This window comes from Pseudomonas sp. Cab53 (genome assembly GCF_018325965.1).
In the GTDB taxonomy this organism is placed as follows: Bacteria; Pseudomonadota; Gammaproteobacteria; order Pseudomonadales; family Pseudomonadaceae; genus Aquipseudomonas; species Aquipseudomonas chlororaphis_E.
This window is the reverse complement of the sequence record NZ_AP021902.1, coordinates 510,885-537,334: the sequence shown is the minus strand read 5'-3', so window position 1 is coordinate 537,334 and position 26,450 is coordinate 510,885. Positions and strand designations below refer to the sequence as shown.

The window sequence follows — 26,450 nt, the reverse complement described above, 5'->3', positions numbered from 1 at the left end:
AATGAAGGCTGGCGATTCTGCACGAACCATCGGGTGAACAACCCCCTCACCCGGAAAAACAGATTTGCCCTACGACCTAGACGTAGAAAAAGCCGCGAGACAGGCAGTATTTTCCGATAGACATTCTTCAACGGTGGGAGCGAGCCTGCTCGCGAAAGCGGCGCCCCCTTCAACCCGGCTCCATGCACCGCCCCTGGACCCGCCATAAAAAACGGCCCGCCTCCACAAGAGACGGGCCGTTTTGCGATACAACCTTCAGCCAGCCATCAAGGCTTCGCCGAACGCCTTACTGGTTCAGGCGGAAATCTTTCTCGGCTGCTTCGAAGCGCTGCAGCATACCGGTGGTAGGCGAGCCCATCTTGCTGACGAAATAGATGGCCAGGCTGGCGAAAATGAAGCCTGGGATGATTTCGTACAGGCCCAGCAGCTCGAAGTGCTTCCAGACGATCACGGTAATCGCGCCCACCAGGATGCCGGCCAATGCGCCGTTACGGGTCATGTTTTTCCAGATCACCGAGATCAGCACCACCGGGCCGAACGCGGCACCGAAGCCGGCCCAGGCGTAGCTCACCAGGCCCAGCACGCGGTTATTCGGGTTGGCCGCCAGGGCAATGGCGACCAACGCCACCAACAGCACCATGGCGCGGCCGACCCAGACCAGTTCCAGCTGGGAAGCGCCCTTGCGCAGGAAGGTTTTGTAGAAGTCTTCGGTCAGGGCGCTGGAGCACACCAGCAACTGGCAGCTCAGGGTACTCATCACCGCCGCCAGGATGGCGGACAGCAGGACACCGGCGATCCATGGATTGAACAGCAGCTTGGCCAGCTCGATGAACACGCGCTCGTGGTTCTCGGTCACAGGACCTGCCACCTCAGGGTGAGCCGAGAAATAGGCAATCCCGAAGAAGCCGACCGCCACGGTGCCGCCCAGGCACAGGATCATCCAGGTCATGGAGATGCGACGGGCGTTGGCGATCGACTTGACCGAATCAGCGGCCATGAAGCGCGCCAGGATGTGCGGCTGGCCGAAGTAACCCAGGCCCCAGCCCATCAGCGAGATGATGCCGATGAAAGTGGTGTTCTTCAGCATGTCGAAAGACGCAGGGTCTTTCGCCTCGATGGCCAGGAACGTGGTGTCCACGCCACCGGTGGCCAGCAGCACGATGATCGGCGTCAGGATCAACGCGAAGATCATCAAGGTGGCCTGGACGGTATCGGTCCAGCTCACGGCCAGGAAACCGCCGACGAAGGTGTAGGCAATGGTCGCGGCAGCGCCGGCCCACAGCGCGGTCTCGTAGGACATGCCGAAGGTGCTCTCGAACAGACGGGCACCGGCGACGATGCCGGAAGCGCAGTAAATGGTGAAGAACACCAGAATCACCACGGCGGAGATGATCCGCAGCAGGCCGCTCTTGTCTTCGAAACGGCTGGCGAAGTAGTCCGGCAGCGTCAGCGCGTCACCGTTGTGTTCGGTCTGTACCCGCAGCCGCCCGGCCACGAACAGCCAGTTCAGGTAGGCACCGACGATCAGGCCGATGGCGATCCAGCTTTCCGAGAGGCCCGACATGTAGATGGCGCCCGGCAGGCCCATCAACAACCAGCCACTCATGTCGGAGGCACCGGCAGACAAGGCCGTAACCACGCTGCCGAGGCTGCGACCGCCCAGGATGTAATCGGAAAGGTTGTTGGTGGAGCGGTACGCCATCAGGCCGATCAGGACCATGGCTGCGATATAGATCACGAACGTGATCAGGGTTGGATTGCTAACACTCATGAATAACGCCCTGGCTTTGTTTTTATGTTGCGGTGGCAGAGGCAGGCGTCGACCACACGAACAGTATGGCGACGATTGGCAGGCCCGCGAATGTATGACCGATGTTTCCCCAGGAAAGCCATCGGCGGATGCTCCTCGGTCGAAACCGGTTGCACCTTGGCGGCGAATCCTATTCAAGAAACGAAATTAGGTGCAACCAGTTTCGCTCGAATAAGTTGCACCTGATCGGTTTTATCGGAAAAACACCAGGTTTTGCGCCGTTTTAGTGCAAAGGCGACGGCGCAATCGGAGCATCGGGCACCAATAAAGTGCAACACCAGCAAATCGGAGATTCTTTCCTGATGAGCTGCCGAGTATTTCATCCAAAAAAGGGTTGCACCCGGTTGCACCTCATTCGGCGCGCAGCTAATCTTGCCGCCAGCTGATGCCACGCGATCGTGGCAAACATGAGGATAAAAATATGGCTACCACTACCCTCGGGGTCAAACTCGACGACCCGACCCGCGAACGCCTGAAGGCCGCCGCAACCTCGATTGATCGCACGCCCCATTGGCTGATCAAGCAGGCAATTTTCAATTACCTGGAGAAACTCGAGGGTGGTGCAACCCTGACCGAGCTGAACGGTTCGACCCGTGCCGACAGCGACGATGCCGGTGAGGTCCAGGCCGACCACGCCCACCAATGCTTCCTCGAATTCGCCGAAAGCATCCTGCCGCAATCGGTGCTGCGCGCGTCCATCACCGCCGCCTACCGTCGCCCCGAGCCGGAAGTGGTGCCCATGCTGATCGAGCAGGCCCGCCTCCCCGCGCAAATGGCCGAGGCCACCAACAAGCTGGCCGCGTCGATTGCTGAAAAACTGCGCAATCAGAAGAGTGCCGGCGGACGTGCCGGGATTGTTCAGGGCTTGCTGCAGGAATTTTCCCTGTCGTCCCAGGAAGGCGTGGCACTGATGTGCCTGGCCGAAGCCCTGTTGCGGATCCCCGACAAAGGCACCCGCGACGCGCTGATCCGCGACAAGATCAGCACCGGCAACTGGCAGCCGCACCTGGGCAACAGTCCTTCGCTGTTCGTCAACGCCGCCACCTGGGGCTTGCTGCTGACCGGCAAGCTGGTCGCCACCCATAATGAAGCAGGCCTGACGTCGTCCCTGAGCCGCATCATTGGCAAAAGCGGCGAGCCGATGATCCGCAAGGGCGTCGACATGGCTATGCGCCTGATGGGCGAGCAGTTCGTCACCGGCGAGACCATTGCCGAAGCCCTGGCCAATGCCAACAAGTTCGAGACCAAGGGTTTCCGCTATTCCTACGACATGCTGGGTGAAGCGGCACTCACCGAGCACGACGCCCAGAAGTACCTGGCCTCGTACGAACAAGCCATCCACTCGATCGGCAAGGCGTCCCACGGCCGTGGGATTTATGAAGGCCCGGGTATTTCCATCAAACTCTCGGCCCTGCACCCACGCTACAGCCGCGCCCAGTACGAACGCGTCATGGACGAGTTGTACCCGCGCCTGCTGTCGCTGACCCTGCTGGCCAAGCAATACGACATCGGCCTGAACATCGACGCCGAAGAAGCCGACCGCCTGGAGCTGTCCCTGGACCTGCTCGAGCGCCTGTGCTTCGAGCCGCAACTGACCGGCTGGAACGGCATCGGTTTCGTGATCCAGGCGTACCAGAAGCGCTGCCCGTATGTGATCGACTACGTGATCGACCTGGCCCGCCGCAGCCGTCACCGCCTGATGATCCGCCTGGTAAAAGGCGCCTACTGGGACAGCGAGATCAAGCGTGCCCAGGTCGAAGGCCTGGAAGGCTACCCGGTGTACACCCGCAAGGTGTACACCGACGTTTCCTACATTGCCTGTGCCCGCAAGCTGCTGTCGGTGCCGGAAGTCATCTACCCGCAATTCGCCACTCACAACGCCCATACCTTGTCGGCCATCTACCACATCGCCGGACAGAACTATTACCCGGGGCAGTATGAGTTCCAGTGCCTGCACGGCATGGGTGAACCGCTGTACGAGCAAGTTGTAGGCAAGGTTTCCGAAGGCAAGCTGAACCGTCCGTGCCGCGTGTACGCTCCAGTCGGCACCCACGAGACACTGCTGGCCTACCTGGTTCGTCGCCTGCTGGAAAACGGCGCCAACACCTCGTTCGTCAACCGCATTGCCGACCAGTCCATCTCGATCCAGGAACTGGTGGCCGACCCGGTCGCCAGCATCGAACAGATGGCGACCCTGGAAGGTGGTTTCGGCCTGCCGCATCCGCGCATCCCCCTGCCGCGTGACTTGTACGGCAGTGAACGCGCCAACTCCAGTGGCATCGACATGGCCAACGAGCATCGCCTGGCTTCGCTGTCCTGCGCGCTGCTGGCCACCGCCCATAACGACTGGAAAGCCGCGCCGATGCTCGGTTGCGCCGCCAGCGAGCAGACCCCGGCACCGGTGCTGAACCCGTCCGATCATCGCGACGTGGTTGGCCATGTCCAGGAAGCCACCGTCGCCGATGTCGACAACGCCATCCAATGCGCCCTCAACGCCGCGCCGATCTGGCAGGCCACGCCACCGGCCGAACGCGCCGCGATCCTGGAGCGTGCCGCCGACCTGATGGAAGGCGAGATCCAGCCATTGATGGGCCTGCTGGCCCGCGAGGCCGGCAAGACCTTCGCCAACGCCATCGCCGAAGTGCGTGAAGCGGTGGACTTCCTGCGTTACTACGCGGTGCAGGCGCGCAACGACTTCACCAACGACGCCCACCGCCCATTGGGCCCGGTGGTCTGCATCAGCCCGTGGAACTTCCCCTGGCCATCTTCAGCGGCCAGGTGGCGGCCGCCTTGGCCGCGGGCAACCCGGTCCTGGCCAAGCCCGCCGAACAAACCCCGCTGGTGGCGGCACAGGCCGTGCGCCTGTTGCTCGAAGCCGGCATCCCCGAAGGCGTCCTGCAACTGCTGCCGGGCCGCGGTGAAACCGTCGGCGCCGGCCTGGTGGGCGACGAGCGGGTCAAAGGCGTGATGTTCACCGGTTCCACCGAGGTCGCTCGCCTGCTGCAACGCAACATTGCCGGTCGCCTGGACAACCAGGGTCGCCCGATTCCACTGATCGCCGAAACCGGCGGCCAGAACGCGATGATCGTCGACTCCTCGGCCCTGACCGAACAAGTGGTCATCGACGTGGTGTCCTCGGCCTTCGACAGCGCCGGCCAGCGCTGCTCGGCCCTGCGGGTCCTGTGCCTGCAGGAAGATTCCGCCGACCGCGTCATCGAAATGCTCAAGGGCGCGATGGCCGAGTCGCGCCTGGGCAACCCCGAGCGCCTGTGCGTGGATATCGGCCCGGTGATCGACGCCGAGGCCAAGGCCGGCATCGAGAAACACATCCAGGCCATGCGCGACAAGGGCCGCACGGTGTACCAGATGGCACTCGCCGACAGCGACGAGTGCAAGCGTGGCACCTTTGTCATGCCGACCCTGATCGAGCTGGAAAGCTTCGACGAATTGCAGCGCGAGATCTTTGGCCCAGTGCTGCACGTGGTGCGCTACAAGCGCAAGGAGCTGGACCAGTTGATCAACCAGATCAACGCCTCCGGCTATGGCCTGACCCTGGGCGTACACACCCGCATCGACGAGACCATCGCCAAGGTGATCGACAACGTCCACGCCGGCAACGTCTACGTGAACCGCAACATCGTCGGTGCCGTGGTCGGCGTGCAGCCATTCGGCGGCGAAGGTCTGTCGGGCACTGGGCCGAAAGCCGGTGGTCCGTTGTACCTGTACCGCCTGTTGTCGACTCGTCCTACCGACGCGATCCAACAGTCCTTCGTACGCAGCGATGCCCTCAATGCACCGGACCTGCGCCTGCGCGACGCCATGAGCAAGCCGCTGACCGCCCTGCAAGCCTGGGCCGATAGCCACAAGCTCGCCGAACTGAGCGCCCTGTGCGTGCAGTTCGCGGCCCAGTCGCAAAGCGGCATTACCCGCCAGCTGACCGGCCCGACCGGCGAACGCAACAGCTACGCGATCCTGCCGCGCGAACACGTGCTGTGCCTGGCCGACGTGGAAGGCGACCTGCTGACGCAGCTGGCGGCCGTGCTGGCGGTGGGCGGCTCGGCGGTGTGGCCGGAAACCGACACGAGCAAGGCCTTGTTCGCACGCTTGCCGAAGGACATTCAGGCGCGCATCCAGCGGGTTTCCGACTGGACCAAGGACGATGTGGTATTCGACGCCGTCCTGCACCACGGTGACTCGGATCAACTGCGCAGCGTTTGCCAGCAAGTGGCCAAGCGTGCCGGCGCCATCGTCGGGGTTCATGGCCTGTCACAAGGGGAAACCGGCATCGCGCTGGAACGCCTGGTGATCGAACGCGCCCTGAGCGTCAACACCGCGGCGGCGGGCGGCAACGCCAGCCTGATGACCATCGGTTAAGCCGCTGCAAGCCAGGCGCCCGCAATGGGTGCCTGGCCATCGAAATCCCCTGTGGGAGCGGGCTTGCTCGCGAAGTCGGTGTATCAGTCGACATCTATCCGTCTGATACACCATCTTCACGAGCTAGCCTGCTCCCACCAGGGATTAGTGTCCCCCTCGCCCCTCCATCACTGTCATCAATCATCCTGTTCAACCTCTATTCCCACACCTAGACTCGGCCCATTCCAAACAAGGTAGGCCGCCATGTCCGAGACGTTGCTCAGTTCCCGTAATCTGGCTTTCGAGCTGTATGAAGTCCTTGATGCCGAGGGCCTGACCCAGCGCGAGCGGTTCGCCGAACACAATCGCGAGACCTTCGACGCCGCCATCGGCACGGCCCGCAGCATCGCCGAAAAGTACTTCGCGCCACACAACCGCAAGAACGACGAAAACGAACCCCGTTACGAAAACGGCCAGGCCGTGCTGATTCCCGAGGTGAAGCCGGCGGTGGACGCGTTCCTGGAAGCGGGCTTTCTGAACGCCGCACGCAGCTTCGACGCTGGCGGCATGCAATTGCCGACGTTGCTCTCGCAAGCCTGCTTCGCGCATTTCCAGTCAGCCAACGCCGCGTCCACTTCTTATCCGTTCCTGACCATGGGCGCGGCGAACCTGATCGAGAGCTTCGGCAGCGAGGAGCAGAAGCAACGCTTCCTGCAACCGATGATCGACGGCCGCTTCTTCGGCACCATGGCCCTCACCGAACCCCATGCGGGCTCGTCGCTGGCGGATATTCGCACGCGAGCGGAGCCGGCAGCCGACGGCACCTACCGGCTCAAAGGCAACAAGATCTTCATTTCCGGCGGCGATCATCCGTTGTCGGAAAACATCGTGCACATGGTCCTGGCCAAACTGCCGGACGCCCCGCCGGGGGTGAAGGGCATCTCGCTGTTCATCGTGCCCAAGTTCCTGGTCAATGACGACGGCAGCCTCGGCCAACGCAACGATGTGCTGCTGGCCGGGTTGTTTCACAAGATGGGTTGGCGCGGCACCACCTCCACGGCGCTGAACTTCGGCGACAACGGCGAGTGCGTCGGTTACCTCGTCGGGAAACCGCACCACGGCCTGAGCTATATGTTCCAGATGATGAACGAGGCCCGGATCGGCGTCGGCATGGGCGCGGTCATGCTCGGTTACGCCGGCTACCTGTATTCCCTCGAATACGCCCGCGAACGTCCGCAGGGCCGGGTCCCCGACAGCAAGGACCCGACCACCGCCCCGGTGGCGATCATCCAGCACGCCGACGTGCGCCGCATGCTGCTGACCCAGAAGGCCTACGTCGAAGGCTCGTTCGACCTGGGCCTGTACGCAGCGAGGCTGTTCGACGACACCACCACCCTCAAGAGCGAAGTCGAGCGCCGGCAGGCCCATGAATTGCTGGACCTGCTGACGCCCATCGTCAAATCCTGGCCCTCGGAGTTTTGCCTGAAGGCCAACGAACTGGCGATCCAGATTCTTGGCGGCCACGGCTACACCCGCGAATACCCGGTGGAACAGTATTACCGCGACAACCGCTTGAACCCGATCCACGAAGGCACCCACGGCATTCAGTCCCTGGACCTGCTGGGGCGCAAACTGGCGCAGAACGGCGGCGCCGGTCTCAAGCAGTTGATCCGCCTGGTGGCCGACACCACCGAGCGCGCCCAGGCACACCCGTCGCTGACGCCGTTGCACCAACCACTGGAAGCCCTCGTGGCGCGCCTGCAGACCGTCACCCTCGGGCTGCTGACAGACCTGGCCCAGGGCAAGGTCAACAGCAGCCTGGCCAACTCGGCGCTGTACCTCAAGGTGTTTGGCCATATGGTGATCGGCTGGCGCTGGCTGGAACAGGCAATTCGCGCCGAGGAAGGCCTGGCCAGGGGCAGTGCGGTGGACCAGGACTTCTATAAAGGCAAGCTGCAGGCGGCGCGCTACTTCCTGACGTGGGAGGTGCCGGGTTGTCATCATGAATTGGCGTTGCTTGAAGCGCGGGATGGGACTTGCCTGGAAATGCGGGATGAGTGGTTCTGAGGCTGGGGGCGCTTTCCAATTCTCTGGGGAGTGAGCCTGCTCACGAAGGTGGCCTTAAAGCCAACCTGTTCTTGAGTGAACGCATTTCCCCTGTGGGAGCAGGCTTGCCCGCTCCCACAGGAATCATCGAACCCTTCAGGCCTGCTGAATGGTTTTGGAAATGACATCCACCGTGGCACTGACCTGCTCCTGGTACCGCTCAAGCTCCGCCTGATGCTGCTTCTGCATATCGATCTGCTGCGAACACAGATTCATGGCCGCCAGGACCAACAAACGATCACCGATCAGCGTCGGGTATTTGCGCTTGGTATCGGCCAGCGCAGCCTTGAGCATCGCGGCCGCGTCCAGCAAGGCCTGCTCCTGCCCGGCCGGCGCCTTGATCGAATAATCCTCTCCCAGGATCGAGATGACCGTCACCCCCTCGGCGCCGTGCCTCATGCGCTGACAGGACCGGCGCTAGCGCGCTCGATCAAGGCCTGGATGCGGGCGGCGGCGGTGCCGTGCAGTTCTTCCTGCTCCATCAGGCTCAGTTGCAGACTCTCGTTTTCATCCTTGGCCCTGGCGAGGTCCGCGCTCAGGGTTTCGTTCAGGCCAGTGAGGTGGCGATTCTGTTGCACCAGGTCATTGACCAGTTGCTCCAGCTGGCTGAGGGATGTTTCCAACATATTGATTTCCAGGGTTTTTCAGGGGGCGCGTACGATAAAGAAAAGTCATCGGCGACGCCACGGTTACGGGCAGCGGTGCTTCGCTGACGAGTTTTAGAGACTGCGATTCAGGGATCTGGTTCCTACCCTTCGTCGCGCCACCGCCCTTGAGCCGCGACAAAAGCCCGCAGCGCCCTCAAGACTTCAGGTGCATGACCGATAAGTCCGGTATATCCGTCACAGCCCGCACGGAAGCGCTTCCATCCGGTACTTTCCATGTCTCTACGTAATATGAATATCGCCCCGCGGGCGTTCCTGGGGTTTGCCCTGATCGGCGCCCTGATGCTGATCCTCGGGGTGTTTGCCCTGGCCCAGATGAGCAAGATCCGCACGTCCGGCGAGAACATCGTCCAGAACAGCGTGCCCAGCATCAAGGCCCTGGACGAGTTCACCCAGCTCACCTTGCGCCTGCGGGTGCTGTCCTATCGTCTGCTGGTGAACCGCGAACCGGACATCCAGCAAAAAACCTACGAGCTGTTCGAACAACGCAACCAGCAGATCCGGGCCGCCCAGGCCACCTATGAAAAGCTCATCAGCGCCCCGGAAGAACGGGCCGCCTACGAGCAATACGTGCAACTGCTGGGGCAATACCGTCAGCTCGAAGAGCGGATGAAGACCCTGTCGCGCAATAACCAGATCGATGAGCTGCGCACGCTGCTCAACACTGAGCTGCTGACCAATTCCGATGCCATCAACGTGGTGATCAACCGCCTGATGGAGATCAACAACCAGCAGGCCGAGCACCTCAACCAGAGCGCTGTGCAACAGTATTCAACGGCGTTCACCTGGGTCGTCGCGCTGCTGGTCATCGCCACCGGCCTGACCCTGCTGTTCGCCTGGCTGCTGACCAACAGCATCACCCGGCCGATTGGCAGCGCGCTGCAAGCCGCCGAAGAAATCGCCAAGGGCAACCTGACCCGGCCCGTGCTGGTCGATGGCAGCGACGAAGCCGGTCGCCTGCTGCGGGCGATGGCGACCATGCAGGACAAACTGCGCGACACCTTGCAGCGCATCTCCGGCTCGGCCACGCAACTGGCCTCCGCCGCGGAAGAACTCAACAGCGTCACCGACGAAAGCGCCCGTGGCCTGACCCTGCAAAACAACGAAATCGAGCAGGCCGCGACCGCGGTCAACGAGATGACCAGTGCAGTGGAAGAAGTGGCCCGCAATGCGGTCAGCACCTCCGAGGCCTCGAAGAACGCCACCACCTCCGCTGGCGATGGCCGCGACCTGGTGCAGGAAACCGTCGGTGCCATCGAACGCATGAGCGCCGATGTGCAAAGTACCGCGACGCTGATCGGCAACCTGGCCGACGAATCCCGGGACATCGGCAAAGTACTGGACGTGATCCGCGGCCTGGCCGATCAGACCAACCTGCTGGCGCTCAACGCGGCCATCGAAGCCGCCCGTGCCGGTGAAGCCGGTCGTGGTTTCGCCGTGGTGGCGGACGAAGTGCGCGCCCTGGCGCATCGCACCCAGCAGTCGACCAGCGAAATCGAACGCATGATCGGCAGCATCCAGAACGGCACCGAACAGGCCGTGGATTCGATGCGCAACAGCACCGAGCGCGCCGAGTCGACCCTGAACATCGCCCGTGGCGCCGGCCTGTCCCTGGACACGATCAACACCGCCATCGTCGAGATCAACGAACGCAACCTGGTGATCGCCAGCGCCGCCGAAGAACAGGCGCAAGTAGCTCGTGAAGTCGACCGCAACCTGGTGAACATCCGCGACCTGTCGGTGCAATCGGCCACCGGCGCCAACCAGACCAGCGCCGCCAGTGCCGAACTGTCGCGCCTGGCCGTCGACCTGAACAGCATGGTGGGGCGCTTCAGTCTTTAAGACCCTATCTGCCTTTGTGGCGAGAGCTTCCTGTGGCGAGGGGATTTATCCCCGATCGAGTGCGAAGCGCTCGCCATCGATTTGTATGGCAGCAAAGATTTTGGGGCTGCTTCGCAGCCCAACGGGGATAAATCCCCTCGCCACAAAGGGCAGTACCAATCCCATGGCCGCAGATGGCTATCCAAGGTTTCATCGCTCCCTCGTTCAAAAGCTTTTTTGACAGCAGCGCATTTCAACAGGTTAGAATCGCTGGCACGCAGACTGCATGGTCAGTCTGTGTCCGCCCTTAAGCTTTTCCGGAGTACTGCCTTTGACTGCGACGACCATCAACAGCCTGTTCTTGATCGGCGCGTTGCTGGTGAGTGCGAGCATTCTGGTCAGTTCTCTTTCGTCCCGCCTGGGCATCCCGATCCTGGTGATCATCCTGGCCGTGGGCATGGCAGCCGGTATCGACGGCGCCGGTATTCTGTTCGACAACTACGCCACGGCCTACCTGGTCGGCAACCTCGCCCTGGCTGTCATCCTGCTGGACGGCGGTTTGCGCACCCGGGTCTCGAGCTTTCGCGTGGCGCTCTGGCCAGCGTTGTCGCTGGCCACGGTGGGCGTGCTGATTACCACCGGGCTGACCGGCCTGGCGGCGGCGTGGCTGTTCAACCTCAACCTGATCCAAGGCTTGCTGATCGGCGCCATCGTCGGCTCGACCGACGCCGCGGCGGTGTTCTCGCTGCTGGGCGGCAAGGGCCTGAACGAGCGGGTCAGCGCCACCCTCGAGATCGAGTCTGGCAGCAACGACCCCATGGCGGTGTTCCTGACCGTCACCCTGATCGGCATGCTCGCCAGCGGCGAAACCGGCCTGCACTGGAGCCTGCTCGGACACTTGGTGCGCGAGTTCGGCATCGGTGCGGTACTCGGCCTGGGCGGTGGCTGGTTGATGCTGCAATTGGTCAACCGTATCCACCTGGCCAACGGTCTCTACCCGATCCTGGTGATCAGCGGCGGCCTGGCCGTATTCGCCCTGACCAACGCCTTGCACGGCAGCGGTTTCCTCGCGGTGTACCTGTGTGGCCTGGTGCTGGGCAACCGCCCGGTGCGCAGCCGCCACGGCATCCTGCACATGCTCGACGGCATGGCCTGGCTGGCCCAGATCGGCATGTTCCTGGTGCTGGGGTTGCTGGTCACGCCCCACGACCTGCTGCCGATCGCCCTGCCCGCCCTGGGCCTGGCCCTGTGGATGATCCTGTTCGCCCGCCCGTTGTCGGTGATGGTGGGCCTGCTGCCGTTCAGGGCGTTCCACGGTCGCGAGAAAGCGTTCATTTCCTGGGTCGGCCTGCGCGGCGCGGTGCCGATCATCCTGGCGGTGTTCCCATTGATGGCCGGCCTGCCCCACGCCCAGCTGTACTTCAACCTGGCGTTCTTCATCGTGCTGGTGTCGCTGCTGGTGCAGGGCACCAGCCTGCCATGGGTCGCCAAGTTGTTGCATGTCACTGTCCCACCCGAGCCGCTGCCGATTTCCCGGGCCGCACTGGAAGTCCACGTCACCAGCGAGTGGGAGCTGTTCATCTACCGCCTGGGCAAGGAAAAATGGTGCATCGGCTCGCCCCTGCGAGACCTGAAAATGCCCGAAGGCACCCGCATCGCAGCGCTGTTTCGCGGCCAGCAACTGCTCCATCCGTCGGGTAGCACGGTGTTGGAAGTCGGTGATTTGCTGTGTGTCATCGGCCACGAACACGACTTGCCGGCCCTTGGCAAACTGTTCAGCCAGGCACCGCAACGGGGCCTGGATCTGCGCTTTTTCGGCGACTTCGTACTGGAAGGAGATGCCCAGTTGGCTGCGGTTGCGGCGCTGTACGGGCTGAAGCTCGACGGCATCGATCCGGACATGTCCCTGGGCCGTTTCATTGCCCAGAAAGTCGGCGGCGCGCCGGTGGTCGGCGACCAGGTGGACTGGAACAATACCCTGTGGACCGTCGCGGCCATGGACGGGAACAAGATCGGCAAAGTGGGCGTCAGATTCCCCGAAGGAAGTCGCCCGGGTCCCGGCTTGTTCCTCTAAACTGCTCCCACTCTCACTTGCTCGACCGGTCTCTATGCCTACCCTGCGCTCCTTTTTCGCCGCCGCCCTGCTGGGCCTGAGTCTCTCCGTCTGCACCCTGCAAGCTGCCGAAGTGCCCGCCCGTGAGTCGGTGCAGGCCAACCTGGACAAGATCGCCGACCGCAAGCTGCCGGAAGCCGACCAGAAGGCCTTGCAAGCGGTGCTGCAAGGCACCCTGACCCAGTTGAACAACAAGGCGGACTACGAACAGAAGCTGCACGCCCTCAAGCAACAACTGGCCAACGCGCCGAAACAGAACATCGAAAACCAGCGCGAGCTGGCCCGGCTCAAGGGCACCAGCGTGGTGCCGGTGGCGCAACGCTACGCCAACCTGCCGATCCCCCAGCTCGAACAGATGCTCGCGGAGCGCTCCACCCAGCAGGGCGATCTGCAAAAAGCCCTGGCCGACGCCAACAGCCTGATCATCACCGCCCAGACCCGCCCCGAGCGCGCCCAGGCTGAAATTTCCAGCAGCCAGACCCGCATCCAGCAAATCAACGCCATCCTCAAGGTCGGCCGGGACGCCGGCAAGCCCCTGAGCGGCGAACAGCGCGACCAGCTCAATGCCGAACTGGCCGCGCTCAACGCCCTGATCCCGTTGCGCCGCCAGGAACTGGCCGGCAATAGCCAGTTACAGGACCTGGGCAACGGCCAGCATGACTTGCTCACGGAAAAGATCGACCGCATGGAGCAGGAAATCCAGGACCTGCAAAACCTGATCAACCAGAAGCGCCTGGCCCAATCCCAGGAGACGGTGACCCAGCAATCCATCGAGGCCCAGAAAGCCGGGAGCAGCAGCCTGCTGGCCACCGAAAGCGCCGCCAACCTGAAGCTTTCCGACTACCTGCTCAAGAGCACCGACCGCCTCAACGAAGTCACCCAGCAGAACCTGCAAACCAAGCAACTGCTCGACAGTGTCACCCAGACCGACGCAGCCCTGGACGAGCAGATCAGCGTACTCAAGGGCAGCCTGCTGCTCTCCAAGATTCTCTACAAGCAGCGCCAGACCCTGCCCCGGCTGAAGCTGGATCAGAACCTGGCCGACCAGATCGCCGACATCCGCCTGTACCAGTTCGAAGTCAGCCAGCAGCGCGAGTTGCTGAACAACCCCAGCGCCTATGTCGACAGCCTGCTGGCGTCGCAACCGTCGGAGCAGGTCACGCCGCAACTGCGCAAGACCCTGCTGGACCTGGCCCTGACCCGCGTGGACCTGCTGGAGCGACTGAACCGTGAGCTGAGCGCGGTCCTCAACGAATCCATCACCTTGCAGCTCAACCAGAAGCAACTGCTCAGCACCGCCCAGAACCTGCGGGCCACCCTCGAAGAGCAGATGTTCTGGATCCCCAGCAACAAGCCGCTGGACCTGGAATGGTTGCGCGCAGTGCCGGCGCGGCTGGAAAAACAGGTCGATTCGTTGCCCTGGGCCTCGAGCCTCAGCGAACTGGCCGACGGCCTGACTCAACGGCCGCTGCTGTTCCTGCCCCTGGCGTTGCTGATCGGTGCCCTGCTGTGGCGGCGCAAGAGCCTGTACGCGCGCCTGAACAAGGTTCACCAGGACGTCGGCCACTTCAAGCGCGACAGCCAACTGCATACCCCCCAGGCGATCCTGATCAACATTCTGCTGGCAATGCCGGTGGCTCTGGCACTGGCGCTGTGCGGCTACGCCCTGCAGATCGACGCCCGCGGCCAGAACGCCAACCTTGGCGCGGCGCTGTTGCAGATCGGCCAGGCCTGGCTGGTGTTCTACACCGCCTATCGAGTGCTGGCGCCGGGCGGCGTAGCCGAGCTGCATTTCCGCTGGGAGAAACCCCAGGTCGAATTCCTGCAAGGCTGGATCCGCCGCCTCGGGCTGGTGGTGCTGGCGCTAGTGGCCGTGGTGGCGGTGGCCGAGTTGCAACCGGCGGCCCTGGCCGACGACGTGCTGGGCATGCCGGTGGTGCTGACCTGCTACGCGCTGATGGCGTGGCTGCTCAGCCGCTTGCTACTCAGCAGCCCGACGCACAAGAACACCTCGCTGTTTCGCAAGGCCGTCGGGGTGATGTTCACGGCCTTGCCGATCGCGCTGTTCGTGGCCGTGTGCTTCGGCTACTACTACACCGCGCTGAAGCTCAGCGACCGCTTGATCAACACCCTGTACCTGCTGATGTTCTGGCTGGTGATCGAAGCCACGTTCGTGCGCGGCCTGTCGGTGGCGGCGCGGCGCCTGGCCTACCAGCGCGCCCTGGCCAAGCGCCAGGCCGCCAAGGAAGCCGGCGACGGCGAGGCGGTGGTCGAGGAACCGACGCTGGACATTGAGAAGGTCAACGAACAGTCCCTGCGCCTGATTCGCCTGGCTCTGCTGGGCGGTTTCATGGCCGCGCTGTACTGGGTCTGGTCGGACCTGATCAGCGTGTTCTCGTACCTGGACAACATCACCCTCTACGAATACACCAGCGGCACCGGCGCCAACATGAGCATGGTGCCCATCAGCATCGGCGACATGCTCGGCGCCCTGATCATCATCGGCATCACGTTCGCCCTGGCCCGCAACCTGCCGGGCCTGCTGGAAGTCTTCGTGCTGTCGAAGCTGAACCTGGCCCAGGGCAGCGCCTATGCCACCACCACGCTGCTGTCCTATGTGATCGCCGGTGTCGGTTTTGTCACCACCCTCTCCACCCTCGGCGTGAGCTGGGACAAACTGCAATGGCTGGTGGCCGCGCTGTCGGTGGGCCTGGGCTTCGGCATGCAGGAAATCTTCGCCAACTTCATTTCCGGGATCATGATCCTGTTCGAGCGCCCGGTGCGCATCGGCGACACCATCACCATCGGCAACCTGTCGGGCACGGTCAGCAAGATCCGCATTCGCGCCACCACCATCACCGACTTCGACCGCAAGGACATCATTGTCCCGAACAAGACCTTCATCACCGGGCAACTGATCAACTGGTCGCTGACCGACACCGTCACCCGGGTAACCCTGAAACTGGGCGTCGACTACGGCTCGGACCTGGACCGTGTCCGCGAACTGCTGCTCAAGGCCGCCCGCGAAAACCCACGGGTGCTCAAGGAGCCGGAACCGATCGTGTACTTCCTGAACTTCGGTGAAAGCACCCTGGACCACGAGTTGCGCATGCACGTGCGCGACCTCGGTGACCGCAACCCGGTGCTGGACGAGATCAACCGCTTCATCAACCGCGAATTCAAGAAAGAGCACATCAACATTTCGTTCCGGCAGATGGAGATCTACCTGAAGAACCTGCACGGCCAGGAGTACAAGCTGGTCCCGGCCGAGCCCGACAACAAGACGCTCTCGCCCGTGCCTTCGACCGTCGCCAGCATCAAGCCGGTCCCCGAACCACCGCAACAGACACTCGACTGATCGCGGGGTGCCTTGAGGCATCGCGCCGGAGACGGCCATGAAAACGCTGGAAACCCTGACCTTCGACAACCGCTTCGCCCGCCTGGGCGACGGTTTCTCGGCCCATGTGCTGCCCGAGCCGATCGACAATCCCCGGCTGGTCGTCGCCAGCCCGGCCGCCATGGCGTTGCTCGACCTGGACCCGGCCGAAGCCCAGTCACCGTTGTTCGCCGAGCTGTTCGGCGGGCACAAGCTGTGGGCCGAGACCGAGCCTCGGGCGATGGTGTATTCGGGGCACCAGTTCGGCCATTACAACCCGCAACTGGGCGATGGCCGCGGGCTGCTGCTGGGTGAGGTGTACAACGAAGCCGGCGAGCATTGGGACCTGCACCTCAAGGGCGCCGGCCAGACCCCTTTCTCGCGGATGGGCGATGGCCGCGCGGTGCTGCGTTCGTCGATCCGCGAATTCCTCGCCTCCGAAGCCCTGCACGCCTTGGGCATCCCCACCACCCGCGCGCTGTGCGTGATTGGCTCGGACACCCCGGTCTGGCGCGAAAAACAGGAGCGCGCCGCCATGGTCCTGCGCCTGGCCCCCAGCCATGTGCGCTTTGGTCACTTCGAGTATTTCTACTACACCAAGAAGCCCGAGTTACAGGCGGCCCTCGCCGAGCACGTGCTGAACCTGCACTTTGCCGAATGCCGTGAACAGCCGGAGCCGTACCTGGCGATGTTCCGCGAAATCGTCGAGCGCAACGCCGAGCTGATTGCCAAATGGCAGGCCTACGGCTTCTGCCATGGCGTGATGAACACCGACAACATGTCGATCCTGGGCATCACCTTCGATTTCGGGCCGTTCGCCTTCCTCGATGACTTCGACGCCCACTTCATCTGCAACCATTCCGATGACCAGGGCCGCTATTCATTCAGCAACCAGGTGCCCATCGGCCAGTGGAACCTCAGCGCCCTGGCCCAGGCCCTGACGCCTTTCATCAGCGTCGAAGCCCTGCGCGAAACCCTTGGCCTGTTCCTGCCGCTGTACCAGGCCCACTACCTGGACCTGATGCGCCGCCGCCTGGGCCTGACCTGCGCCGAAGAGGACGACCAGACGCTGGTGGAGCGCCTGCTGCAATTGATGCAGAACAGCGGCGTTGACTACAGCCTGTTCTTCCGCCGACTGGGTGAGCACGCCCCCGAACAGGCCATCGCGCAGTTGCGTGATGACTTCGTCGACCTCAAGGGCTTCGACGCCTGGGGCGAACTGTACGTCGCCCGCGTCGGCCGTGACGGTGCGGCGGACCAGGCCCAGCGCCAGGCCCGCATGCACGCGGTGAACCCGCTGTATGTGCTGCGCAACTACCTGGCGCAAAACGCCATCGATGCCGCCGAGGCCGGCGACTACGACGAAGTCCGCCGCCTGCACACGGTGCTGAGCAAACCGTTCGAAGCACAACCGGGCATGGACCGCTACGCGCAACGTCCGCCGGAGTGGGGCAAGCACCTGGAGATCAGTTGCTCTTCGTGATGCCGTTCCACAGTAGCAACGGCATCACATAACCCCGTCAGATAAAGGTTTCCACCGAGACGCCGAAACGCTCGGCCAACCAACGGATCTGCCGCACGTTGAGTTGGCGCTTGCCGCTCAGCACCTCCGACACCACCGATTGGGTACCTACCCCAGGCAGGTCGCTCTGGTTCAGCCCATGTTCACGCATCAGATAACGCAACGTCTCGACGCCGCTGGCCTTGGGCATGGGACGATGCTGATGATCCCATGCCTCGATCCATTCGCCGATGATGTCCACCAGGCTCATAAGTGGATGGGTTTCGTCTTCGCCGATCCGCTCCAATAATTCATCCAAGGCCCCGGCCAGCCGATCGTAATCGTCTTCACTCCTGGGTTTGCGCAGCAGAGGCGACACAAACTCCCAATGGGCGGCGACTTGCTCAATCAGTGCACTCATCCCTTTTCCTCCTTCCACTTACCTTTATCGTACGCTTGATGGTCCAACACGCTCTTGATGTACAAACGCCGGGCCCGATAGCGAACCACGGCGATCAATCGCAATTTATTGCCACCGATGTCGAACACATGGAGCGGCCCGACTTTGTCGATGGCAGGAAAAATCGACTTCATCGCTGCAAAATCGATCGGATTGTTGCGCTTGATCAACCGATACCATTGATCCAACGCGCTGGCTGAATGTGGCCATCGCTCCTTGGCCTCCCAGATACGCTTCTCAGTTATCACATGCATGCAATGTCCTTATCGCACTTTGCTATAGAGGAGTTAAACATAGATCGAGCTCATCGCAAATCGCGATAATCCCGAGTAGACAAGCGGTTGCCAAAGTGCAACTTCAGCCTAGCGACCGCAGACGCCACCCTCCGGCTGAAAATGTGAGCAGGTGTGAGACTTGCGCACACCTGCAACCCATCGAACACGCCCTGTGTTCTGCGCTAGGCCATGTCACTGCGACTGAATTCCTCGGCCAGGAAGTCAATCAGCGTACGCACCGACGGCAGCAACCCGCGCCGTGAGGCGAAGATCGCGTGGACGATCCCGCATTTGGGCGTCCAACCCGGCACCAGTTCCACCAGGCGACCGGCCGCCAGGTCCTCGCGCACCACCACGTTGGGCAGGTGGGCGATGCCGACGCCCGCCAGCACGGCGTGACGCAGGGCCAGCAGGTCGTCGGTGACCATGCGCGGTGCGTGACGAATCAACGCACTGGCGCCGTCCGGGCCGAACAGCTCCCACTGGTATTCCCGCTGCGCCGAGCCCCAATGCACGCTGGGCAGCCCATTGAGGTCCGCCGGGGAAGCGGGTGACGACAAGCGCTCGCGGTACATCGGGCTGCCCACCAGGCATTGGGTGCTGTTGCCCAGCACCTTCATGACCATGTCAGTGTTTTCCAGCGGCGGGAAGCGCACCCGCAGGGCAATGTCGAACCCTTCGTGGATCAGGTCGACCCGGCGGTTGGTGCTCTCGATGAACAGCTCCACCCGCGGGTACTGGAGCATATAGCGGGTCAGCATCGGCCCGACCCAGCTGTTGAGCAACGCCGTCGGGCAACTGATGCGCACCAGGCCCTGGGGCTCGGAGCGGTTGCGCTCGATCACTTCGGCCGCGCTCTCGGCCTCGACCCGCATTGCCAGGCAACGCTGGTAATAGGCCTGGCCGATCTCCGTCAGCGTGCAGTGGCGGCTGGTGCGGTGGATCAACCGCACGCCGAGCCGCTCCTCCAATTGGGCAATACGCCGGCTGAGCTTCGACTTGGGCATGTCCAGCGCCCGGCCAGCGGCGGCGAAACCACCGTGCTCCACCACTTGGGTGAAGTAGTACAGCGTGTTGAGGTCTTCGATGATCGTTCTCCAAATAGAACGCTAAGGCGGATTTTTGCAGTCTAGCGCATCAAAGGTGTCGCTTTTAATCTATATCCATCGCTTAGGAACACCTTCACACCCGTTAATCACGCCGAACCGATCGGCACCCAAACTTGAGAGGATTCACCATGACCACTTCCTACAACCGCCTGGACAAAGACAACGCCGCCGTTCTGCTGGTGGACCACCAGGCCGGCCTGCTGTCGCTGGTGCGCGACATCGACCCGGACCGCTTCAAGAACAACGTGCTGGCCCTGGCCGACCTGGCGAAGTACTTCGAGCTGCCGACCATCCTTACCACCAGCTTCGAAACCGGCCCCAACGGCCCGCTGATGCCTGAACTCAAGAACCTGTTCCCGGATGCGCCGTACATCGCCCGCCCCGGCCAGATCAACGCCTGGGACAACGAAGATTTCGTCAAGGCGATCAAGGCCACCGGCAAGAAACAACTGATCATCGCCGGCGTCGTCACCGAAGTCTGCGTGGCCTTCCCGGCGCTGTCGGCCCTGGCCGAAGGTTTCGAGGTGTTCGTGGTCACCGATGCCTCCGGCACGTTCAACGAGCTGACCCGTGACTCGGCCTGGGACCGCATGTCCACCGCCGGCGCTCAATTGATGACCTGGTTCGGCCTGGCCTGCGAGCTGCATCGCGACTGGCGCAACGACGTGGAAGGGCTGGCGACGTTGTTCTCCAACCACATCCCGGACTACCGCAACCTGATGACCAGCTACAACACACTGACCAACGCTAAATAACAGCGACGTCGTACACAATGTGGGAGCGGGCTTGCTCGCGAAGGCGGTGTATCAGTCGACATCCAGGTGTCTGATACATCGCCTTCGCGAGCAAGCCCGCTCCCACATGGGTTTTCGGTGGTTTCTATATAGTGTTCAATCTGTGCCAATGATTTTTCCGGGAGACTGACCTGATGCTGATCCCCTGCCCCCACTGCAACGGGCTCAACCGCATACCCGCCGAACGCCTCGGCGACCAGCCCAAATGCGGGCGGTGCAAGGCCCCCGTGCTATCGAGCGAACCGTTCGAACTCAAGCAAGGCGATTATGCCAGCCAGATCAAGGGCGACCTGCCGTTGTTGGTGGATGTGTGGGCCGACTGGTGTGGGCCGTGCAAGGCCTTCGCCCCCGTGTTCGAGCAAGCCGCCGCGCAACTGGTGGGCAAATGCCGGCTGGCCAAGCTCGACAGTGAGGCCAACCAGGCGTTATCGGCGCAATTGGGAATCCGCTCGATTCCCAGCCTGATTCTGTTCAAGGACGGTCGGGAAGTGGCGCGCCAGAGCGGGGCGTTCCCGTTGCCGCAACTGATGGCCTGGTTGCGCAGCCAGGGGATTTGAAGCCACCTCATTGTGGGAGCGGGCTTGCTCGCGAATACGCTATGTCATCCAAAGCTTGGGTGGCTGATACACCGCATTCGCGAGCAAGCCCGCTCCCACAGAGGGTTATGCTCGGATTCAGGCGCTTTCCAGCATCCCATGCAACTCGACGAACTGCTGGGTCAGCTTGTGCCGTGGGTCCAGGTGGATCAGCGGCAGGCTGGCCTGGTGGGACTCGCGCATCCGCACCGAACTGCTCAGGTACACCGGCAGCACCGGCAGGCCCTCGGCAATCAGTTCGTCCAGGATCTGCTGGGGCAGGCTGGCGCGGGCCTGGAATTGGTTCACCACGATGCCTTCGACTTCCAAGCCCTCGTTGTGGTCGTCCTTGAGCTCTTCGATTTCCGCCAGCAGGCCATACAAGGCCTGCCGGGAGAAGCTGTCGCAGTCGAAGGGTATCAATACACGATCGGCGGCAATCAACGCAGAAACCGCATAGAAGTTCAACGCCGGCGGCGTATCCAGGTAAATCCGGTCGTAGTCCTCCTCCAACTCTTCGAGCAGTTTGCGCAACTTGTTGATCTTGTGTTTCGCCTCGAGCTTGGGCTGCAAGTCCGTCAGCTCAGAGGTGGCGGTGATGACGTGCAGGTTGTCGAACGGGGTTTCGTAGATGTCCACCTTGTTCTTTTTCGAGAAGGGCCCGGACGACAGGGTCTGCTTGAAGAAGTCGGCGATGCCCATGGGAATGTCGTCGCCCGTCAGGCCGGTCAGGTATTGGGTGGAGTTGGCCTGGGCATCCAGGTCCACCAACAGCGTGCGATAACCCTCGCTGGCGCTGACCGCCGCCAGATTGCAGGCGATGCTGGACTTGCCCACGCCACCTTTCTGATTGAACACCACACGCCGCATGACAAGACCTCCGTGTATCAAAGATTCCCGAGTGTAGTTGGCCGCAGCCCCGCTTCGCTACCTTCTACGTAGAAGGACTACAGCATCAGTGGCTTTTTCCAACAAGGCGACGTCCATAAGCGCCGGGAATGACAGAAAACACCGGCAGACAGGCGGGCTCCGATCACCAGAATGAGCCGTCCCTCACATTAAGCGGACCAACCGGTACATTTTGCTGGGCAAAATGTAACCAGTATTTGCTACAAGCCAACCGCACCGGGATAATGCGCGCCACTTGGGTCGCAGGACCGTGCAGGGTTGGACGCGGGTCAGATCGCTGACCGTGACAAATAAAAAGCCCGCAGGGGTGGGGTGAACGCTTTTGATCAACTTCAACATCGCCCAATGGCGCGCGTGGGCCCCTGGGCTCGAAAGCGTGGACGATTGGCAGGCGTGGAGCCGACAGCCGGTCGTGCTGGCCGCCAGCGATGCCGCCCCGGACGTGTCGTTCCTGCCCGCCATGCAGCGCCGGCGCCTCAGCCGCCTGGCGCGGATGGCCTTCAGTGTCGGCTGGCCCCTGGCCGAAGACCGGCCGGACCTGCCGTTGGTCTTTATTTCCCGCCACGGCGAAACCCCACGCACATTTGAGATTCTCAAGGACCTGGCGGCCGACCAACCCTTGTCGCCGACCCAGTTCAGCTTGTCGGTGCACAACGCCGTGATCGGGCTGTGGTCGATCATGCGGGGCGAAACCAGCGAAATGACTGCCCTGGCCGCCACTGGCGACGGGCTGGAGCACGGCGTGCTGGAAGCCGCCGCGTTGCTGAACGAAGGGGCGCCGGCGGTATTGCTGGTGATCACCGAAGAACAACCGCCGCAGGTCTATGCGCCGTGGGTCGACGACGTACCGTTCCCCTACGCGCTGGCACTGCTGCTGACCCGCGGCGACGACTGGCAACTGGACCTCGCCGCCCAGGACGGACAACCGCCGGGCAGCGAGTGGCCCCATGCCCTGGACCTGGTGCGTACGCTGCTGAACCACCAAACCACCTGCCAACATGCCTGGAAGAATCGTCTATGGACCTGGCAACGCAACCGGTGACCGGTAAACAACGCGACGCCTACTATTGGCGCCTGGTCGCGACCGCCGCAAGCTTTGCCCTGTTCGGGTTTGGCGGGTTGTGCCTGCGCCTGCTGGTGTTCCCGTTGCTCGCCTGCCTGCCCGGCGATGCCCAGGCCCACCGGCACAGAGCCCGCCGCACGGTCGGGCGATTGTTCTGGTGCTTTATCCGCTTCATGGCCCGCACCGGGGTGCTCACCTACCAGATCGACGGAGCCGAACGACTCGGCCGGCCCGGGCAGATGATCATCGCCAATCACCCGTCGCTGATCGACGTGGTGTTCCTGATCGGGCTGGTGCGCGACACCAACTGCGTGGTCAAGCAAAGTCTGTGGGACAACCCTTTCACCCGCGGCCCGCTGCGCTCGACCCAGTACATCAGCAACGACGGCAGCATGGACATGCTCGATGCCGCCAGCAACGCCCTGCAAGAGGGCCAGACCCTGATCGTCTTCCCCGAAGGCACCCGCACCCAGCCAGGCGAAGCGCCGGCATTTCATCGGGGCGCGGCCGCCATCGCGCTGCGGGGTGCGAAAATCCTCACGCCCGTGACCATCAAGGTCAGCCCCACCACCCTGACCAAGGCCGAACCCTGGTATCGCATCCCCGCGCGCCGCGTGCATTTCAGTTTCCGGGTTGGTGCCGATATAGACCCACAGGCATTCGCCGCGCTCGGCCCGCCGCCGCAAGCGTCGCGCAGGCTCAACGATTTTCTGCATCACTATTTCATCAAGGAGCTCGCCGAAGATGAGCGATCTGCACCGTGACATCAAACAGCTGATCATCGACGCCCTCGGCCTGGAAGACATCGGCATCGACGACATTGGCGACCACCAGACCCTGTTCGGCGAAGGCCTGGGGCTGGACTCGGTAGATGCCCTGGAGCTTGGCCTGGCGATCCAGAAACAGTACGGCATCAAGATCGACGCCGACGCCAAGGACACCCGTAACCATTTCAGCAATGTGGCAAGCCTTGCGGCCTTCGTCACTGCAAAACGCCCCTGAGACCGGACCATGCAAACTCGTGACGACATTTTCAACACCCTTCGCGATGCTCTGGTCGAGCTGTTCGAGCTGGACCCCGATCGCGTGACCCTGGAATCGAACCTGTACCAGGACCTGGAGATCGACAGCATCGACGCGGTCGACCTGATCGATCACATCAAGCGCCAGACCGGCAAGAAGATTGCCGCCGAGGAATTCAAGTCGGTGCGCACCGTCAACGACGTGGTCGAGGCGGTCTATCGACTGGTCCAACCGGCCGCATGACCCGGCTGATTGGCCTCGGCCTGCTGCTGGCGGGCCTGCTGTACCCCTTTGCGGTGTATTTCGGCATGGAGCACTTCGCCCCATGGCAGTTCGGACTGCTGCTGGGTAGCCTATGGTTGGCCCGGGCCCTGCTCGGCAGGGGCGGGCCCGGCAGCCATTGGATGGCGGCCACGGCGATCGGCTTCTGTGCCTTGCTCGCGTGGTTCGACAGCCCGGCCCTGCTGCGTTGGTACCCGGTACTGATCAGCGCGTTCATGCTGGGGCTGTTCGCCCTGAGCCTGAAGTACGGTCCGCCGATGATCGAACGCCTGGCCCGCCTGCGCGAGCCGCAGTTGCCAGCCCGGGCCGTGGTGTATACGCGTCAGGTCACGCGGGCCTGGTGCGTGTTTTTCCTGTGTAACGGTTTGCTCGCCGCTGCCCTGACCCTCTGGGCGCCGCTGAGCTGGTGGATGTTGTACACCGGCCTGATTTCCTACGGATTGATGGGGCTGCTGTTTGCCATTGAATGGCTCATACGACAACGGGTAAGAGGCCGCCCATGAATTGGATAACACTTGAGCAGATGCTGCTCGAGGCTCAGCCGGAGCGTGCCGTCGCGGTCGCCCCGGCACTGGATCATGCGCAACTGCGCGACGCCGCGCTGCGCCTGGCCGCTGGCCTGCAAGCCCGGGGCGTGCGACATGCGGCCGTCCACCTGGAGGACGCCGCCGACCTCGCCATCACCCTGCTCGGTGCCTGGCGCGCCGGAGTGCGCGTGCTGTTGCCCGCCGACCTGCAAGCGCAGACCCGCCAGCGTTGGGCGGCGGAGGTCGACCTGTGGCTGACCGACCAGCCCGGCGACACTCACCCCGATGACGTGCAACAGGCGCCGATGACCGCCGCCCCGCTGGACCTGGACCGCTGCTGGCTGAGCCTGTGCACCTCCGGCTCCAGCGGCGAGCCCAAGCGCATCGAGAAAACCCTGCGCCAGTTGAGCAACGAGGTCCACGCCCTGGAGCAACTGTGGGGCGCCGAGCTCGGCCCGGCCTGCATGATCGGCAGCGTCGCCGCCCAGCATATCTATGGCTTGCTGTTCCGCGTGTTGTGGCCACTGTGCGCCGGGCGCACGTTCGTGCGTCGACAGTTGGCGTTCCCGGAAGACCTGCAACGCGCCAGCCGCGAGCATCCGGCTTTTGCCTGGGTCGCCAGCCCGGCGCTGCTCAAGCGCATGGGCGACAACCTCGACTGGACAGCCCTGAGCGCCGTGCGCCGGGTGTTTTCTTCCGGCGGCGCGCTGCCGTCCGACGCCGCGCACAGCCTGCAACAGCGCCTGGGACAATGGCCGACGGAAATCTTCGGCAGTTCTGAAACCGGCGGCATCGCCTGGCGCCAGGGCGCTGAGCTGTGGCAACCCTTCGTCGACGTCGAACTGAGCCAGGACAGTGACGGCGCGCTGCTGATCGCCTCGCCCTACTTGCCGGCCGGGCACGTGGAACACAGCGCCGACGCGGCGCGAATCGCCGAGGATGGACGCTTCGAGCTGCTCGGGCGGCTGGACCGGATCGTCAAGCTCGAAGAAAAACGCATCTCCCTGCCGATGCTGGAACAGGCACTGGTGGCCCACGACTGGGTCAGCGAAGCCCGGCTGGGGGTGGTGCAGGAAAATCGTGCCTCCCTCGGCGCGTTGGTGGTGTTGAGCGAAACCGGCCTGCGCACCTTGCGCAACCAGGGCCGCCGCGCCGTGACCGAAGGCTTGCGCCGCCACCTGGGCGAACATTGCGAAACCCTGGCCTTGCCGCGGCGCTGGCGCTGGCTGCGGCAGCTGCCGCTCAATGCCCAGGGCAAGCTGCCCCAGGCCGAAGTCGAAGCGTTGCTGCTGGCACCCCGCCCCAAGGCCCCGGAAGTACTGGCCCAGGTCGAAAGCGACGGTGAGTGGAACCTGCAACTGCGGGTGCCGCCGGACCTGGCCTACTTCAGCGGCCATTTCCCCACCGCACCGGTACTGCCGGGGGTGGTGCAGGTCGATTGGGCCATGAGCCTGGGCCGGCAACTGCTGGACCTGCCACCCCGGTTCGCCGGCATGGAAGTGCTCAAGTTCCAGCAACTGGTGCGCCCCGGCGATGAACTCCAGCTGCACCTGCGTTTCGACGGTGAACGCGGCAAGCTGTACTTCGCCTACCGCAACGATACGGCGGCGTGCTCCAGCGGGCGGATTGTGTTGGGGGCGGCTGATGAGTAATCCACCTGCTCGAACGCCCCCCCTGTGGCGAGGGGA

At 63.1% G+C, this 26,450-nt stretch carries 20 protein-coding genes and 1 pseudogene; 14 read left to right on the top strand and 7 right to left on the bottom strand.

The features are described from left to right. Positions 1-286 precede the first annotated feature (286 nt). Positions 287-1,771, bottom strand: a complete 1,485-nt coding sequence (putP, locus tag KI241_RS02295) for a sodium/proline symporter PutP (protein WP_042727908.1) — start codon at positions 1,769-1,771, stop codon at positions 287-289. A gap of 460 nt (positions 1,772-2,231) precedes the next feature. Between putP and putA the strand changes: the two are divergent. Together putA and KI241_RS02285 are read left to right on the top strand one after the other, a co-directional pair. Next, positions 2,232-6,184, top strand: a pseudogene (gene putA / locus KI241_RS02290) (trifunctional transcriptional regulator/proline dehydrogenase/L-glutamate gamma-semialdehyde dehydrogenase). 243 nt (positions 6,185-6,427) lie between these two features. Next, entirely contained in the window at positions 6,428-8,230 is a 1,803-nt protein-coding gene (locus tag KI241_RS02285) for an acyl-CoA dehydrogenase (RefSeq protein WP_123579425.1), read from the top strand. Between the two features lie 135 nt (positions 8,231-8,365). Here the strand turns inward: KI241_RS02285 and KI241_RS02280 are convergent, their stop codons facing one another. Both KI241_RS02280 and KI241_RS02275 read right to left on the bottom strand, forming a co-directional pair. Continuing rightward, positions 8,366-8,668 carry a cell division protein ZapA gene (locus tag KI241_RS02280; protein WP_042727911.1) on the bottom strand — a complete coding sequence of 101 codons (303 nt, stop codon included), beginning with the start codon at positions 8,666-8,668 and terminating at the stop codon, positions 8,366-8,368. Next, positions 8,665-8,895, bottom strand: coding sequence for a hypothetical protein (locus KI241_RS02275; RefSeq protein ID WP_042727912.1), 231 nt, complete (start codon positions 8,893-8,895; stop codon positions 8,665-8,667). The genes KI241_RS02280 and KI241_RS02275 overlap by 4 nt, the downstream gene beginning before the upstream one ends. A 255-nt stretch (positions 8,896-9,150) precedes the next feature. Here KI241_RS02275 and KI241_RS02270 point away from each other — a divergent pair, with 255 nt between their 5' ends. From KI241_RS02270 to selO, 4 genes are all read left to right on the top strand, one after another. Then, complete coding sequence (locus KI241_RS02270; protein ID WP_042727913.1) at positions 9,151-10,776, top strand: methyl-accepting chemotaxis protein; 1,626 nt, start codon at positions 9,151-9,153, stop codon at positions 10,774-10,776. 310 nt (positions 10,777-11,086) lie between these two features. Then, positions 11,087-12,829 carry a potassium/proton antiporter gene (locus KI241_RS02265; RefSeq protein ID WP_042727914.1) on the top strand — a complete coding sequence of 581 codons (1,743 nt, stop codon included), beginning with the start codon at positions 11,087-11,089 and terminating at the stop codon, positions 12,827-12,829. 34 nt (positions 12,830-12,863) lie between these two features. Further along, entirely contained in the window at positions 12,864-16,226 is a 3,363-nt protein-coding gene (gene mscK / locus KI241_RS02260; protein WP_123579424.1) for a mechanosensitive channel MscK, read from the top strand. 37 nt (positions 16,227-16,263) lie between these two features. After that, on the top strand, positions 16,264-17,727 hold the full coding sequence (gene selO, locus KI241_RS02255; protein ID WP_042727916.1) for a protein adenylyltransferase SelO: 1,464 nt from the start codon (positions 16,264-16,266) through the stop codon (positions 17,725-17,727). 37 nt (positions 17,728-17,764) lie between these two features. On the opposite strand, the gene KI241_RS02250 is transcribed toward selO, so the two are convergent. From KI241_RS02250 to KI241_RS02240, 3 genes are all read right to left on the bottom strand, one after another. After that, positions 17,765-18,166, bottom strand: coding sequence for a transcriptional regulator (locus KI241_RS02250; RefSeq protein ID WP_042727917.1), 402 nt, complete (start codon positions 18,164-18,166; stop codon positions 17,765-17,767). Then, a complete protein-coding gene (locus tag KI241_RS02245; RefSeq protein WP_047736099.1) occupies positions 18,163-18,459 on the bottom strand; it encodes a type II toxin-antitoxin system HigB family toxin in 297 nt (98 codons plus the stop codon). Before KI241_RS02245 ends, KI241_RS02250 begins: the two co-directional genes overlap by 4 nt. Before the next feature lie 203 nt (positions 18,460-18,662). After that, positions 18,663-19,568 (bottom strand): LysR family transcriptional regulator, encoded by a 906-nt coding sequence (locus KI241_RS02240; RefSeq protein ID WP_202595557.1) that lies wholly within the window; start codon positions 19,566-19,568, stop codon positions 18,663-18,665. Between the two features lie 149 nt (positions 19,569-19,717). Between KI241_RS02240 and ycaC the strand changes: the two genes are divergently transcribed. Further along, positions 19,718-20,344, top strand: a complete 627-nt coding sequence (ycaC, locus tag KI241_RS02235; protein WP_042727920.1) for an isochorismate family cysteine hydrolase YcaC — start codon at positions 19,718-19,720, stop codon at positions 20,342-20,344. 173 nt (positions 20,345-20,517) lie between these two features. Beyond that, the gene (gene trxC, locus KI241_RS02230) at positions 20,518-20,940 is read left to right on the top strand and encodes a thioredoxin TrxC (RefSeq protein ID WP_042727921.1); all 423 of its coding nucleotides are present in this window, start codon (positions 20,518-20,520) and stop codon (positions 20,938-20,940) included. 117 nt (positions 20,941-21,057) lie between these two features. Here the strand turns inward: trxC and KI241_RS02225 are convergent, their stop codons facing one another. Then, positions 21,058-21,828: a ParA family protein gene (locus tag KI241_RS02225; protein WP_042727922.1), complete on the bottom strand. Its 771-nt coding sequence runs from the start codon at positions 21,826-21,828 to the stop codon at positions 21,058-21,060. Between the two features lie 361 nt (positions 21,829-22,189). On the opposite strand from KI241_RS02225, the gene KI241_RS02220 reads away from it, so the two are divergent. From KI241_RS02220 to KI241_RS02195, 6 genes are read left to right on the top strand one after another with little or no spacing between them, the layout of a single operon-like run. Continuing rightward, positions 22,190-22,909 (top strand): beta-ketoacyl synthase chain length factor, encoded by a 720-nt coding sequence (locus tag KI241_RS02220; RefSeq protein ID WP_042727923.1) that lies wholly within the window; start codon positions 22,190-22,192, stop codon positions 22,907-22,909. After that, positions 22,885-23,694 (top strand): lysophospholipid acyltransferase family protein, encoded by an 810-nt coding sequence (locus tag KI241_RS02215; RefSeq protein ID WP_042727924.1) that lies wholly within the window; start codon positions 22,885-22,887, stop codon positions 23,692-23,694. Before KI241_RS02220 ends, KI241_RS02215 begins: the two co-directional genes overlap by 25 nt. Next, on the top strand, positions 23,675-23,932 hold the full coding sequence (locus KI241_RS02210) for a phosphopantetheine-binding protein (protein ID WP_042727925.1): 258 nt from the start codon (positions 23,675-23,677) through the stop codon (positions 23,930-23,932). The genes KI241_RS02215 and KI241_RS02210 overlap by 20 nt, the downstream gene beginning before the upstream one ends. A 9-nt stretch (positions 23,933-23,941) precedes the next feature. Further along, a complete protein-coding gene (locus tag KI241_RS02205) occupies positions 23,942-24,196 on the top strand; it encodes an acyl carrier protein (protein ID WP_047736102.1) in 255 nt (84 codons plus the stop codon). Further along, positions 24,193-24,738 carry a hypothetical protein gene (locus KI241_RS02200; RefSeq protein WP_123579422.1) on the top strand — a complete coding sequence of 182 codons (546 nt, stop codon included), beginning with the start codon at positions 24,193-24,195 and terminating at the stop codon, positions 24,736-24,738. The genes KI241_RS02205 and KI241_RS02200 overlap by 4 nt, the downstream gene beginning before the upstream one ends. Beyond that, positions 24,735-26,414: an AMP-binding protein gene (locus KI241_RS02195; protein WP_212803312.1), complete on the top strand. Its 1,680-nt coding sequence runs from the start codon at positions 24,735-24,737 to the stop codon at positions 26,412-26,414. The genes KI241_RS02200 and KI241_RS02195 overlap by 4 nt, the downstream gene beginning before the upstream one ends. Positions 26,415-26,450 lie beyond the last annotated feature (36 nt).

What these genes read in the sequence shown, in the direction of transcription:
- KI241_RS02270 (WP_042727913.1), top strand. Translation starts at nt 9,151, where the DNA reads ATGTCTCTACGTAATATGAATATCGCCCCGCGGGCGTTCCTGGGGTTT.
- KI241_RS02285 (WP_123579425.1), top strand. Translation starts at nt 6,428, where the DNA reads ATGTCCGAGACGTTGCTCAGTTCCCGTAATCTGGCTTTCGAGCTGTAT.
- KI241_RS02195 (WP_212803312.1), top strand. Translation starts at nt 24,735, where the DNA reads ATGAATTGGATAACACTTGAGCAGATGCTGCTCGAGGCTCAGCCGGAG.
- putP (WP_042727908.1), bottom strand. Translation starts at nt 1,771, where the DNA reads ATGAGTGTTAGCAATCCAACCCTGATCACGTTCGTGATCTATATCGCA.
- KI241_RS02205 (WP_047736102.1), top strand. Translation starts at nt 23,942, where the DNA reads ATGCAAACTCGTGACGACATTTTCAACACCCTTCGCGATGCTCTGGTC.
- KI241_RS02225 (WP_042727922.1), bottom strand. Translation starts at nt 21,828, where the DNA reads ATGCGGCGTGTGGTGTTCAATCAGAAAGGTGGCGTGGGCAAGTCCAGC.
- ycaC (WP_042727920.1), top strand. Translation starts at nt 19,718, where the DNA reads ATGACCACTTCCTACAACCGCCTGGACAAAGACAACGCCGCCGTTCTG.
- trxC (WP_042727921.1), top strand. Translation starts at nt 20,518, where the DNA reads ATGCTGATCCCCTGCCCCCACTGCAACGGGCTCAACCGCATACCCGCC.
- KI241_RS02275 (WP_042727912.1), bottom strand. Translation starts at nt 8,895, where the DNA reads ATGTTGGAAACATCCCTCAGCCAGCTGGAGCAACTGGTCAATGACCTG.
- KI241_RS02245 (WP_047736099.1), bottom strand. Translation starts at nt 18,459, where the DNA reads ATGCATGTGATAACTGAGAAGCGTATCTGGGAGGCCAAGGAGCGATGG.
- KI241_RS02215 (WP_042727924.1), top strand. Translation starts at nt 22,885, where the DNA reads ATGGACCTGGCAACGCAACCGGTGACCGGTAAACAACGCGACGCCTAC.
- KI241_RS02200 (WP_123579422.1), top strand. Translation starts at nt 24,193, where the DNA reads ATGACCCGGCTGATTGGCCTCGGCCTGCTGCTGGCGGGCCTGCTGTAC.
- mscK (WP_123579424.1), top strand. Translation starts at nt 12,864, where the DNA reads ATGCCTACCCTGCGCTCCTTTTTCGCCGCCGCCCTGCTGGGCCTGAGT.
- KI241_RS02280 (WP_042727911.1), bottom strand. Translation starts at nt 8,668, where the DNA reads ATGAGGCACGGCGCCGAGGGGGTGACGGTCATCTCGATCCTGGGAGAG.
- KI241_RS02250 (WP_042727917.1), bottom strand. Translation starts at nt 18,166, where the DNA reads ATGAGTGCACTGATTGAGCAAGTCGCCGCCCATTGGGAGTTTGTGTCG.
- selO (WP_042727916.1), top strand. Translation starts at nt 16,264, where the DNA reads ATGAAAACGCTGGAAACCCTGACCTTCGACAACCGCTTCGCCCGCCTG.
- KI241_RS02210 (WP_042727925.1), top strand. Translation starts at nt 23,675, where the DNA reads ATGAGCGATCTGCACCGTGACATCAAACAGCTGATCATCGACGCCCTC.